At 64.0% G+C, this 11723-nt stretch carries 11 protein-coding genes; 8 read left to right on the top strand and 3 right to left on the bottom strand.

Annotated features, from left to right (window positions below; all coding sequences use genetic code 11):
* The first annotated feature begins 270 nt into the window (after nucleotides 1–270).
* The 3 genes from KYK29_RS14500 (at nucleotide 271) to rpsU (KYK29_RS14490) (ending at nucleotide 3187) form a co-directional block, all read left to right on the top strand.
* The gene (locus tag KYK29_RS14500; RefSeq protein ID WP_254691619.1) at nucleotides 271–2085 is read left to right on the top strand and encodes a TRAP transporter large permease; all 1815 of its coding nucleotides are present in this window, start codon (nucleotides 271–273) and stop codon (nucleotides 2083–2085) included.
* Between the two features lie 102 nt (nucleotides 2086–2187).
* The gene (locus tag KYK29_RS14495; protein ID WP_254691618.1) at nucleotides 2188–2367 is read left to right on the top strand and encodes a hypothetical protein; all 180 of its coding nucleotides are present in this window, start codon (nucleotides 2188–2190) and stop codon (nucleotides 2365–2367) included.
* 574 nt (nucleotides 2368–2941) lie between these two features.
* On the top strand, nucleotides 2942–3187 hold the full coding sequence (gene rpsU, locus KYK29_RS14490; protein WP_254691720.1) for a 30S ribosomal protein S21: 246 nt from the start codon (nucleotides 2942–2944) through the stop codon (nucleotides 3185–3187).
* A 156-nt stretch (nucleotides 3188–3343) separates the two neighbouring features.
* Here the strand turns inward: rpsU (KYK29_RS14490) and KYK29_RS14485 are convergent, their stop codons facing one another.
* Nucleotides 3344–4363: a LacI family DNA-binding transcriptional regulator gene (locus tag KYK29_RS14485; protein WP_254691617.1), complete on the bottom strand. Its 1020-nt coding sequence runs from the start codon at nucleotides 4361–4363 to the stop codon at nucleotides 3344–3346.
* A gap of 280 nt (nucleotides 4364–4643) precedes the next feature.
* On the opposite strand from KYK29_RS14485, the gene KYK29_RS14480 reads away from it, so the two are divergent.
* From KYK29_RS14480 to KYK29_RS14460, 5 genes are all read left to right on the top strand, one after another.
* Nucleotides 4644–5690 (top strand): ABC transporter substrate-binding protein, encoded by a 1047-nt coding sequence (locus KYK29_RS14480; protein ID WP_254691616.1) that lies wholly within the window; start codon nucleotides 4644–4646, stop codon nucleotides 5688–5690.
* A 67-nt stretch (nucleotides 5691–5757) separates the two neighbouring features.
* Nucleotides 5758–6579: an ATP-binding cassette domain-containing protein gene (locus KYK29_RS14475; RefSeq protein ID WP_254691615.1), complete on the top strand. Its 822-nt coding sequence runs from the start codon at nucleotides 5758–5760 to the stop codon at nucleotides 6577–6579.
* Nucleotides 6576–7829 (top strand): sugar ABC transporter permease, encoded by a 1254-nt coding sequence (locus KYK29_RS14470; RefSeq protein WP_254691614.1) that lies wholly within the window; start codon nucleotides 6576–6578, stop codon nucleotides 7827–7829. Before KYK29_RS14475 ends, KYK29_RS14470 begins: the two co-directional genes overlap by 4 nt.
* Nucleotides 7830–7854: 25 nt before the next feature.
* Nucleotides 7855–8583: an SDR family oxidoreductase gene (locus KYK29_RS14465; protein ID WP_254691613.1), complete on the top strand. Its 729-nt coding sequence runs from the start codon at nucleotides 7855–7857 to the stop codon at nucleotides 8581–8583.
* A gap of 65 nt (nucleotides 8584–8648) precedes the next feature.
* A complete protein-coding gene (locus KYK29_RS14460) occupies nucleotides 8649–10280 on the top strand; it encodes an FGGY-family carbohydrate kinase (RefSeq protein ID WP_254691612.1) in 1632 nt (543 codons plus the stop codon).
* A gap of 64 nt (nucleotides 10281–10344) precedes the next feature.
* Here KYK29_RS14460 and KYK29_RS14455 read toward each other — a convergent pair whose 3' ends face one another.
* Together KYK29_RS14455 and rpsU (KYK29_RS14450) are read right to left on the bottom strand one after the other, a co-directional pair.
* On the bottom strand, nucleotides 10345–11232 hold the full coding sequence (locus tag KYK29_RS14455; RefSeq protein ID WP_254691611.1) for a tetratricopeptide repeat protein: 888 nt from the start codon (nucleotides 11230–11232) through the stop codon (nucleotides 10345–10347).
* 140 nt (nucleotides 11233–11372) lie between these two features.
* Entirely contained in the window at nucleotides 11373–11600 is a 228-nt protein-coding gene (rpsU, locus tag KYK29_RS14450) for a 30S ribosomal protein S21 (protein ID WP_254691610.1), read from the bottom strand.
* Nucleotides 11601–11723: the final 123 nt, after the last annotated feature.

Here is an 11723-nt window from a genome sequence, read left to right as displayed (position 1 = left end):
CGGCTGATGGAAGCCTGCGCGATATGGAAGCGATCCGACCCGCGTTCGTGTGGCCGCGCTTGCGGCCTGACGCTGTAAAAATGGGTGGCGGCGGGACAGGCGGGGATGCGCCGGATGAGCGAATCTCCCGGCGTTCACCCTGCCGTTGCTGGCATAATCCTGCCGTTTCGGCGAAAAGGGCTTGTAGCGCCGCTGGGCGGCGGCTCCCGATCGGTCCGATCCGGGGCTTGAGCGCTTGGAGACGACGACGTGACCGTAAGCCGGGATATCATGAGACAATCATCGCCCGGTCTGCGCGGCGTGGCGGTGTCGGTGCTCGGTGGTCTCGATGCGGTGCTCGGCTTTCTGGCGGCAGGGTTGCTGGCTGCGCTGCTGATGGTGGTGCTCGCCGGCGTCGTCCTGCGCTATGCCTTCAGCACCGGCTTTATCGGCGCGGAAGACCTGGGCATCTGGCTGCATGTCGCGATGATCGCTGTCGGCGCGCCTCTCAGCCTCAAGAGCGCGTTGGCGATGCGGCTCGATGTTTTCGTCCGGTTGCTGCCATCACGTCCGAAGCGTGCGGCGGAAATATTCGCCGACGCCTTCTCCTTCGTCGCCGCCTTCATTCTCCTGTTCGGTGGCGTCGAGATCGCCGCCATGCTCGGCGGCGTTTCGCCGACGCTGGGCCTGCCGGAATGGGTGCGGTTCAGTTTTCTCGGTATCGGCGGAGGCCTGATCCTCGTCTATCTGTTCCTGCAAAGGCTGGTGGAGGGGAGGGGTGTTGCCGCCCTGCTGTCGCTTCTCCTTGCGGCCGGAACCTATTTCGGCCTGCCGGAAGTCTTTATCGACAACACCCTGCCCGCGAGTTTCTTCCTGGGTCTTGTGGCGGCGCTCGGCCTTCTGCTGGCGGCGCCGCTGGCCCATGCCTTCCTTGCCGCCGCCTATGTGGCGATCGCTTTCGGAAGCACCCTGCCGGAACCTGCCATCGTCTCCTCGACGGTCACCGGCATGTCGAAATTCCTGTTGCTGGCGATCCCCTTCTTCCTGCTTGTCGGCGCACTATTGACGGAATCCGGCGTGGCGAACCGGCTGGTCCGCTTCGCCGCGGCGATGGTCGGCCATCGCCGTGCCGGTCTGGCGCAAACCACCCTGCTGACGAGCGTGCTGCTTTCCGGCGCATCCGGGTCTTCGGTCGCCAACGCGGCCTTCGGCGCGGCGACCTTTCAGCCGGAACTGGTCCGGCACGGCTATCCGCCGCCCCAGGCCGGGGCGATCATCGCCGCCACCTCGGTTCTCGACAATATCATCCCGCCGTCGATCGCCTTCCTCATTCTTGCGGCGGCGACCAATCTTTCCGTCGGATCGCTGCTGGTCGGCGGCTTCTTTGCGGGCGCGGTAATGGCGCTCTGCCTTGCCGTCGCCATTCATCTGACGGTCGGGGACGTGAAGACGCACCCGCGGGCAAAGGCTCCCGAGCGCCGGAAAGCCGCGATTTCCGCGATCCCCGCGTTCGGTCTGGGGGTGATCGTGGTGGTCGGCATCCGCATCGGCATCGTCACGACGACCGAGGCGGCCGCACTCGCCGCGCTTTATACGCTGGTTCTCGGCCTTTACGGCCGGATCGGCGCGGAGCGCACGCTGGGTGCATTCCGCCAGTCGGCGGTCGAGGCGGCGGCCATCGGCCTGCTGATCGGCGCGGCCGGTCCCTTCGCCTTCCTGCTTGCCGTCGATGATGTGTCGGGCATCGTCTCGAATTTCGTGATGCTGCTGGGCGGCAGCGCGCTGGCCGTGCTGCTTCTCTCCAATCTCATCCTCTTCGTGGCGGGACTGGTGCTCGATATCGGGGCGGCCATCCTGCTTTTCGGCCCGATCCTGCTGCCGGCCGCCGTGGCGGCGGGGATCGACCCCATCCATTTTGGCGTCATCCTGGTGGTGAACCTGATGATCCACGGCCTGACCCCGCCTGTCGGTATGTTGATTTTCGTGGTCAGCGGTGTGACCCGCGTCTCCGCCACGGCCCTTTTCCGCGCCGTGGTTCCCTATCTTGTCTCTCTTCTCGTGGCTCTCGTGATCCTCAGCGGGCTGGCCGTAGCCGTATCGCGATAGGAAGCCGCGCTATCGCCAAGGTGGCGATATGCCGCAAAGCGGAGCGCCCTCGGCCATCCTATATGTCGGTCGTGCTTTCACGTCTGCAAAAGGAGTGATCAGATGGGTTCGATTTCTTCTTCAACGCCGGTCGCAGTGCCGATCCTGTTGTTTGTCGCGGCATTGGTCGCCGCCGGCCTGGCTTTCGGGTTCGTGCAGGTGATTCTCGTCGCCGCCATAGCTGCCTCCGCGGTCATGCTTTGTGCGTTTCTGGCGGTGGCTTCCTCCCGAAGCGGCCACTGAGCGCATCGAGGGCCTGTTTGCGCCCGTCGCATGTTCCTGGTCGCGGGACGGTTGAGATATTCCGTGTAATCCGGTTGTAAATCCGGCGGTAAGACGCCTGTTCCGGCGATGATGTCCGTCTTTTGTGAACATGGCGCTTGATAAAGATACGATGGCGGCATAAATTGACCCTATCGAACCTTGCTTCAAGACCTTCATCCACGTCGCGCCCGGTCGATCAGAATTTCCGCCATTCTCGTTATGGCGCGAAAGAATTTGGCTTCCTCTCCGTTCGATTTGAGAGAAGGTTGTCATAAGCCTTCCGTCATCGTCCTAATTCTTGGGCGGTGAGTGGCCTGTGCCGACGGACAGTTCTGCGAAAGACGAGTCGTTGGCGATAGAAACGGCTTCGTTGGAAACGGCACGGCATTGGGGATGTGGCTGAACGGTGCTGAAGGACGGCCGGGTTCCGCTCCCGGCCTTTTTGTTGTTGCCGGACAGATGGGAGCAACGCACGAGACGGTTTCGAAAACATGGCGCCTTCATGGCGTCGAACTTGAAAGACCATGAGCTTTCAATAGATTGGAGAATTGATTTGCAGGTATTCGTCAAGGACAACAATGTCGATCAGGCTCTTCGTGTTCTGAAGAAGAAGTTGCAGCGCGAAGGCACCTTCCGGGAGATGAAGATGCGCCGGAGCTACGAGAAGCCTTCTGAGCGGCGCGCCCGCGAAAAGGCTGAGGCGATCCGCCGTGCGCGGAAGGCCGCCCGGAAGAAAGCGCAGCGGGAAGGCCTGATCCCGGGTCCGAAGAAGCGCGTCATCGCGCGCCGGGCCGGCTGACGGATGACTTGCGTGGCCGGCCCCCGCCATTCGTCGGCTTTGGGCTGGTCACGGCTCTCCTTCAATCCGTGACGCTCCGTTCGGCGCGCCGTCACAGGCCGACCAGGATAACTGCTGCGATCAGGGAAAAGCCTGTCCGGAAAAGCCGGTCGCCGCTCAGCCGATTTTTTCGACGATGGGCGGAATGTGCACGACTTTCGGCTCCGCGGTTCCCGAATCGATAATCTCGAATACCGCGTGAAGCATGCCCGGCACGTCCTGGCGGACCATTTCGATATGGTCGCCGAGCATCGCCACGAAGGGGTCCCAGTCGAAGCAGCCGAGGTGCGGCACGCCCTTGGCATAATGGCCGGACCGGCGGACCCAGCGCATGACGCCTTCCAGCGAGATGGTGGAGTTGACGAACATGCCTCGCGGCAGGGCAGGGCCGCCTTCGGCAAGCTGCTGCATGGCGCTTTCCGCCTTTTCCGGCGCGTAGCCGCAAGGCAGGATAAGGGTCTCGTCGACTTCGACGTTCGCCTCGGCATGGGCGGCGCGAAAGCCACGGATACGTTCCGACGTATTGTGGTCCGTACCGCGCCCGCCGATGAACAGAAGCGGGAAGCGTTCGCCGAATTCCTTTTCACAATTGGCCAGCACCCGGCGCGTCAATTCCAGCGCGCCGCCGAAATTGTCGGAGATCACCGAGGGCGCGCACGAGCCTGGCAGATCCAGATTGACGGTCCGCACGCCGGCTGCGCCGCATAAGTCGCCGATGCGGTCCGGATCGGTCGCGCCGGTCGCGATCAGGCAATCGACCTGATAGGACAGCATGGCGCGCGCCGCCTCGATCTCCAGTTCCGGGTCGCGCCGGGTGCAGGTGACGATGGGAAACAGTCCCCTCTTGCGCGCCAGCGTCTCGAATTGCTCGACGATCGAGCCAAAATACCGGTTGTCGTATTTGGGCACGATCATCCCGATGATCTTGGAGCGCTCGCGGCGCAGCACGCTTGCCTGCATGTTGAGGGCATAGCCCTGTTCCTCGGCAAGGCGGGTGATACGCTCGGCAAGCTGGCTGCTGATGCGCCGCTTCCTCCAGTTCCCGTTGAGCACGGCGCTGACCGCGCTGGCGGAGGTGCCGGCCAGTTCCGCCAGATCGTAGATTGTCGTTCTTTTCGCCTGGGTCGCACGTTTCACTACTTACTCTCCGCTTTCGCGCGTCACCTTGACACCAATGGCGATAAGTGGCAATTCTGCTTCATCGATTGAGCAGTCTTGCTCAATCGATGAAGTCGCCAGCATAGCGAAGCTGACTCAGGGAGGAGTCGGATCGGAAAGCGGAGTGGACGACGTGGTGGCGCAAGCTGCGACGGGCGATCTCATCGGTCCTGTGGAGACAGGGCGAACGCCAATCCGGTCTGGACGTCATCTTTCGAAAGCGCAACGCGCCGGCCTAAATCGTTTGTGGAGGAAACCAATGAAGACGCTTACCTATTTGCTCGCCACGACCGGCCTGGCCGTGTCGCTCGGCGGTGCGGCGATGGCGCAGGATGCCGCGACCGTCGCCTTCCTGATGCCTGACCAGGCTTCGACCCGCTATGAGCAGCACGACTATCCGGGCTTCAAGGCCGAGATGGAAAAACTCTGCGCAAGCTGCACGGTCATCTACCAGAACGCCAATGCGGATGTGGCGCTGCAACAGCAGCAGTTCAACTCGGTCATCGCCCAGGGCGCGAAGATCGTCGTGCTTGATCCGGTCGATTCCGCGGCCGCCGCCGCTCTGGTCGAGATCGCCCAGTCGCAGGACGTCAAGGTCATCGCCTATGACCGTCCGATCCCCGACAAGCCGGCCGACTATTATGTTTCCTTCGACAATGAGGGCATTGGCCGGGCCATTGCGCAATCGCTCGTCGATCATCTGAAGGCAACGGGCGTGCCGGATGGTTCCGGCGTGTTGCAGATCAACGGCTCGCCGACCGATGCGGCCGCCGGTCTCATCCGCGACGGCATCGATTCCGCGCTCGACGCATCGGCCTACAAGACCTTGGCCGAGTTCGACACGCCGGACTGGGCGCCGCCGAAGGCGCAGGAATGGGCAGCCGGCCAGATCACTCGTTTCGGCGACGAGATCAAGGGGATCGTCGCCGCCAATGACGGCACCGCAGGCGGCGCCATCGCGGCGCTGAAGGCGGCCGGCGTCAAGGAGATGCCGCCTGTCACCGGCAATGACGCGACCATCGCGGCGCTCCAGCTCATCATTTCGGGCGATCAGTACAACACGATCTCCAAGCCTTCCGAAATCGTCGCGGCCGCGGCGGCGAACGTCGCCGTGCAATTGCTGAAGGGCGAAACGCCGGAGGCGACCCATACGCTTTACGACACGCCCTCGCAGCTCTTCGTCCCGGCGGTGGTCACGGCGGAAAACATCAAGGCCGAGATCTTCGACAAGGGCATCAACACGCCTGACGAAGTCTGCACCGGCGAATATGCTGACGGCTGCAAAAAGCTGGGCATCATCAACTGATGTCATTCCCGTGCCCGGCCGCTCTCGCACGGCCGGGCATCCCGCTCAGTTGAAAAGGTCGGTGGATATGACAGCCACGCTTCAAAGCGCTTCCGCGGAACGGGAGCCGGTGCTGCGTCTTCGCGGCATCTCCAAGAATTTCGGCGCCGTATCCGCCTTGACGGATATCGAACTCGACGTGAACCCGGGCGAAGTGGTTGCGCTGGTCGGCGACAACGGCGCCGGCAAATCGACGCTGGTCAAGGTGCTTGCCGGCGTGCACCAGCCTTCCGCCGGCAGCATCGAGTTCTGCGGCAAGCCGGTGTCGCTCGATAATCCGGCAAAGGCGCTGGAACTCGGCATCGCCACCGTGTTCCAGGATCTGGCGCTGTGCGAAAACCTCGACGTGGTCGCCAACCTCTTTCTCGGTCACGAATTGACCCCCTGGGCGCTGGACGAGGTCGCCATGGAGGTGCGGGCCTGGACGCTCCTGCGCGAGCTTGCCGCGCGCATCCCCTCCGTCCGCGAGCCCGTGGCCTCGCTTTCCGGCGGCCAGCGCCAGACGGTCGCCATCGCCCGCTCGCTGTTGCTCGATCCCAAGGTGATCATGCTGGACGAGCCGACCGCGGCGCTCGGCGTCGCGCAGACGGCGGAGGTGCTGAACCTGATCGAACGGGTGCGCGAACGCGGCCTCGGGGTGATCATCATCAGCCACAATATGGAAGATGTACGCGCTGTCGCCGACCGTATCGTCGTGCTTCGGCTCGGGCGGAACAACGGCGTTTTCCTGCCCGATTCCTCCAGTCAGGAGCTTGTCTCGGCCATCACGGGCGCGACGGACAATTCTGTGTCGCGTCGGCTGGAGCGCAAGGCCGGCCATGCCCACGATAACAATGGAGGAGCCCCATGAACCAGAATCCTTCCGGCACTCCGCAGCCGACGCTCGACCGCAGCGATGAGCGGGTCCGTCACGACGACAGTCTTGCCGCCATGGCGAAGGGTTTCTTCCTCCGGGTGCGTTCCGGCGATCTGGGAATGCTGCCGGTCGCCGTTGGCCTTGTCGTCATTTCGGTTGTCTTCTCGACCCTCAATCCCGTCTTCCTCGCGCCCAACAACCTGGTGAACCTGCTGTTCGACTGCGCGACCGTCGGCGTCATCGCACTCGGCATCGTCTGCGTGCTGGTGCTCGGCGAGATCGACCTTTCCGTCGGCTCGATGAGCGGGCTCGCCTCCGCCATCGTCGGCGTGCTTTGGGTCAACACGGGCTGGCCGGTCGCCGGCGCGATCCTTGCGGCGCTATTGTCCGGCGTTTGCGTCGGCCTGCTCTATGCGGCCCTTTACAACCGGCTCGGCATGCCGAGCTTCGTGGCGACACTGGCCGGCTTGCTGGCGCTGCTCGGCATGCAGCTTTATATTCTCGGGCCGTCCGGCTCCATCAATCTGCCCTATGCCTCCTCGCTTGTCCGTTTCGGCCAGATCCAGATCATGCCCGACTGGCTGTCGCATACGCTGGTGCTTTTGCCGGGACTGATCATGGTCGGCAAGGGTATACGCACCCGCCGCCAGCGCCTCGCGGCAAATCTTTCCGCCCAGCCGATGCGGGCCTTGATCCTCAAGGCCGCCGTGCTGACGATCGCGCTGGAAATCGCGGTCTTCTATCTCAATCTCGGCCGGGGCGTTCCGTGGATGTTCGCGCTTTTCGTCGGACTGGCGGTGGTGCTCAATTATGCGCTGACCCGCACCAAATGGGGCCGCTCGATGTTCGCCGTCGGCGGCAACAAGGAGGCCGCGCGACGTTCCGGCATCAATGTCCGCCGTATCTACACCAGCGCCTTCGTGCTGTGTTCGACGCTGGCGGCGCTGGGCGGCGTTCTCTCGGCGTCACGGCTCGCCTCGTCCAGCCAGCAGGCCGGCGCGGGCGACGTCAATCTCAATGCGATCGCCGCGGCGGTCATCGGCGGCACCAGCCTTTTCGGCGGGCGCGGCAGCGCCTATTCGGCACTGCTCGGCATCATCGTCATCCAGGCGATCTCCAACGGCCTCACGCTGCTGAACCTGAGTTCGTCTCTGCGCTATATGATCACCGGCGGCGTCCTCGCCATCGCGGTCATCGTCGATTCGCTTGCCCGTCGCTCCCGTGTCAGCCACGGCCGCGCCTGACAGATACCGGAATGGAGTTTTGAATATGGCTGACCTCATGAAAGGCAAGATTGCCGCCATAACCGGCGCCGCCTCCGGCATCGGTCTCGAATGCGCGCGGACCCTCATCGGTGAGGGCGCGAAGGTCGTGCTCGTCGATCGGGCGCAGGACAGGCTGGAACAGCTTTGCCGGGAACTCGGCCCGAACGCCCTGCCGCTCGTCGTCGATCTCCTGAAGCCGGCCGAGGTTTCCGGCATGTTGCCGCGTATCCTCGACATCGCCGGCGGGCTCGACATCTTCCATGCCAACGCCGGCGCCTATATCGGCGGCGCGGTGGCGGAGGGCGATCCGGACGCCTGGGACCGCATGCTGAACCTCAATATCAACGCGGCCTTCCGCACCGTCCATGCGGTGCTGCCCCATATGATCGAAAAGAAGACGGGGGATATCCTCTTCACCAGTTCGATCGCCGGTGTCGTTCCCGTCGTATGGGAGCCGATCTATACGGCTTCGAAATTCGCGGTGCAGGCCTTCGTGCACAGTACCCGGCGGCAGGTGGCGCAGCACGGTGTGCGTGTCGGCGCGGTCTTGCCGGGGCCAGTGGTCACGGCTCTTCTCGACGACTGGCCGAAGGAGAAGATGGATGAGGCGCTCGCCAACGGCAGCCTGATGCAGCCGAAGGAAGTCGCCGATGCGGTGCTCTTCATGCTGACGCGGCCGCGCAATGTCACGGTTCGCGATCTGGTGATTCTGCCCAACAGCGTCGACCTGTGAGCCGGGCCGGGCGGGCGGCATGACGCCGCGCGCCGACAACATCCTTAAGTGCAGGCGGTAAAACCATGACCAATTCCGTTTCCGCACGCCCCGTGCGTGGCGAAGGCTATTTCATCGGCGTCGATGTCGGAACCGGCAGCGCCCGGGCCGGGGTCTTCGATTCCACCGGACGGATGCTGGCATCGGCCAAACGCGACATCGCGCTGTTCCGGGAGGCAGGGTCCATCGTCGAGCAGTCGAGCACGCAGATCTGGTCCGCCGTCTGCGACGCCGTCCGCGATGCGGTCGCGAGCGCGGAGATCGATCCGGCAAGGGTCGCCGGTCTCGGCTTCGATGCAACCTGTTCGCTCGTCGTTCTGGGGCCGGACGGCGCGTCCCTGCCGGTCGGCCCTTCGGAAGATCCCGCGCGCGATATCATCGTCTGGATGGATCACCGCGCGGTGGAGCAGGCCGAGCGGATCAATGCCGGCGGACACGCCGTCCTGCGCTATGTCGGCGGCCGGATTTCGCCGGAAATGGAGACGCCGAAGCTTCTCTGGCTGCGGGAAAACCGGCCGCAGGTCTTCGATGCCGCCTGGCAGTTTTTCGACCTTGCCGACTTTCTCACCTGGCGCGCCACCGGCGACCTTTCGCGTTCGACCTGCACGGTGACCTGCAAATGGACGTATCTCGCCCATGAGAAGCGGTGGGATCCCGCCTATTTCCATGCCGTCGGTCTCGGGATTCTCGCGGACGAGGGATTTGCCCGCATCGGCCAGACAGTCGTCGAGCCGGGCGCCGCACTTGGCGCCGGTCTGACCGAGGCGGCAGCGGGCGAACTCGGGCTAGCGGCGGGTACACCCGTCGCCGCCGGCATGATCGACGCCCATGCGGGCGGGATCGGAACTGTCGGGGTGGACGGGCCGCCTGAGAATACGCTCGGTTATGTCTTCGGCACCTCGTCGTGCACGATGACCTCCACGCGCGAGCCGGTGTTCGTGCCGGGTGTCTGGGGTCCCTATTATTCGGCGATGGTTCCGGGCATGTGGCTCAACGAGGGCGGCCAGTCGGCGGCGGGGGCCGCGATCGATCAATTGCTGTCCTTCCACCCGGCTGCGGCGGAGGCCGAGGCGCGGGCGAAGACGGAGAAAGTGCCGCTGACGCTCCTGCTCGCCGGGCTCGCCACGCAGAAGGCTACGACCCTTTCAGGGGTGGCGGCGCTTGCCGAGGGCTTGCACGTCGTTCCCGAATTCCTCGGTAATCGCGCGCCCTTCGCCGATCCGCAGGCGCGCGCCATCGTCGCCGGCCTCGGCATGGAGCGCGATATCGATAATCTCGTTGCGCTTTATATCGCCGGGCTCTGCGGTATCGGCTACGGTCTCAGGCAGATCGTCGAAACGCAGGAAAAGGCCGGTGCGCCGGTCGATACGATCGCTATCAGCGGCGGGGCGGGCCAGCTGGATCTGATTCGCCAGTTGCTGGCCGACGCCACCGGCAAGCCGGTGCTTTCGACGGCTTGCGAGGAGCCCGTGTTGCTCGGGGCTGCCATCCTCGGCAGCGTGGCGGCCGGCGCATTCGCGGACGTACGGGCGGCGATGGCCGCTCTTTCCGCCGTTGACCGCCGCTACGAACCGGCCGCTGGCGGGATCGCCGCGCTGCACGCCCGGCGCTATGAGGCGTTCACCAGGCTCCAGTCGCTGGGGCGGGAAATCCGATAGGCAATCCCCCCGCATTGGCACGCGGGGGAGGGCGCTTTCGGGAACGATCGGTTGCGTTGAAGGATCAGGCCGTCTTGCCGCGCGTGCGGGCAAGGCCGTCCTTGGCCGGCTTGTAATTGGGATCAAGCCGCTGCGCCTGCGAATAGGAGCGGGCGGCGCGCGTCATGTCGCCGCGTCGCTCGTAGATCAGCGCCTGATTGGCCCAGGATTCGGCGATCTTGTTGTTCAGCGAGATGGCGGTGTTGAAATCCGAGAAGGCATTGTCGTCGTCGCCCAGTGCGGCATAGGAAAGGCCGCGTCCGTTATAGGGCTCGGGCGAGTTCGCGGACAATGAGATGGCCTTGGAGAAATCCTCGATGGCCTGGGCATGCTGCCTTCGCGCCTGCTGGATCAGACCGCGATTGTGGTAGGCGCGGGGATCGGTGGTATCCAGTTCGATCGCGCGGTTGAAATCGCGGAACGCTTCATCGAGTTGCCCGGCCTGGCGATAGAGGTTGCCCCGGCCGATATAGGCGACGTCGTAGCGTGGATTGATCTGCAACGCCATGTTGTAGTCGGCCAGCGCCTCCGCCTGGCTGCCGAGACTGCGCTGCACCAGCGCGCGATTGGCATAGGCCTGATAAAAACGCGGGTTGAGCGAGATCGCCTTGTTGAAGTCCTCAAGCGCGCGGCGTGACTGGCCGGCGCGGCCATAGGCGGAGCCGCGGACATTATAGCCTTCGGGATCCTGCGGATTGGCGGAAATCACAGACGACAGGGAGGCGATGTTTTCCTGCGATCCCTGCGCCTGCTCGACCTTGAGCACATCGCTCGAAGGTGCAGCCGTCTGGCAGCCGGCGATCAGCCCCGCCATGCAGGCGGTCAGGGCCGCGGCGGCGAAGGGACGCCACAACTTTCCCGGCGCGAACGAGGGGGTCGAACGTTCGGTGGAAATCCCGGAAAGTGCTGCCATATCCAAATGTCGTCCTCAAACTGGTCGCTTTGCCCTTTTCGGTGAAGGCGACCGTACCCCGGCGTCATAACAAAAAGGCGGGTGGCGATCAAATCGCCCCCGCCCGGTTTTGCATCCGAAAACGTCGAAAAAACGACCGATCAACGGGCGCCAGGACGTCCGCCGATAAGGCCTTCGCGCTGGGCGCGCTTGCGTGCCAGCTTGCGAACGCGACGGACCGCCTCGGCCTTTTCGCGCGCGCGCCGCTGCGACGGCTTCTCATAATAGTCGCGCATCTTCATTTCGCGGAAAATACCTTCGCGCTGCATCTTCTTTTTGAGAGCGCGGAGAGCCTGATCAACGTTGTTGTCGCGGACAAGTACCTGCACGAGAATCCCGTTCCTTTGTTCAGTTGTGTTGTAAGCCGTGCGAATCTGTGAGGCCGCCAGGCAAATGGGTCACGTTCACCCAACCCGACAGGCTTGGCGATTGGCGCGTCCGATATCAGATCG

The sequence above is a fragment of the Shinella daejeonensis genome, from assembly GCF_024281235.1.
GTDB classification, from domain to species: Bacteria; Pseudomonadota; Alphaproteobacteria; order Rhizobiales; family Rhizobiaceae; genus Shinella; species Shinella daejeonensis.
This window is presented reverse-complemented; position numbering and strand designations above follow the sequence as displayed.

Excerpts from the sequence above, each read along its gene's own strand:
- KYK29_RS14500 (WP_254691619.1), top strand. The coding sequence starts at position 271 with ATGAGACAATCATCGCCCGGTCTGCGCGGCGTGGCGGTGTCGGTGCTC.
- KYK29_RS14495 (WP_254691618.1), top strand. The coding sequence starts at position 2,188 with ATGGGTTCGATTTCTTCTTCAACGCCGGTCGCAGTGCCGATCCTGTTG.
- KYK29_RS14480 (WP_254691616.1), top strand. The coding sequence starts at position 4,644 with ATGAAGACGCTTACCTATTTGCTCGCCACGACCGGCCTGGCCGTGTCG.
- KYK29_RS14475 (WP_254691615.1), top strand. The coding sequence starts at position 5,758 with ATGACAGCCACGCTTCAAAGCGCTTCCGCGGAACGGGAGCCGGTGCTG.
- KYK29_RS14470 (WP_254691614.1), top strand. The coding sequence starts at position 6,576 with ATGAACCAGAATCCTTCCGGCACTCCGCAGCCGACGCTCGACCGCAGC.
- KYK29_RS14465 (WP_254691613.1), top strand. The coding sequence starts at position 7,855 with ATGGCTGACCTCATGAAAGGCAAGATTGCCGCCATAACCGGCGCCGCC.
- KYK29_RS14460 (WP_254691612.1), top strand. The coding sequence starts at position 8,649 with ATGACCAATTCCGTTTCCGCACGCCCCGTGCGTGGCGAAGGCTATTTC.
- KYK29_RS14455 (WP_254691611.1), bottom strand. The coding sequence starts at position 11,232 with ATGGCAGCACTTTCCGGGATTTCCACCGAACGTTCGACCCCCTCGTTC.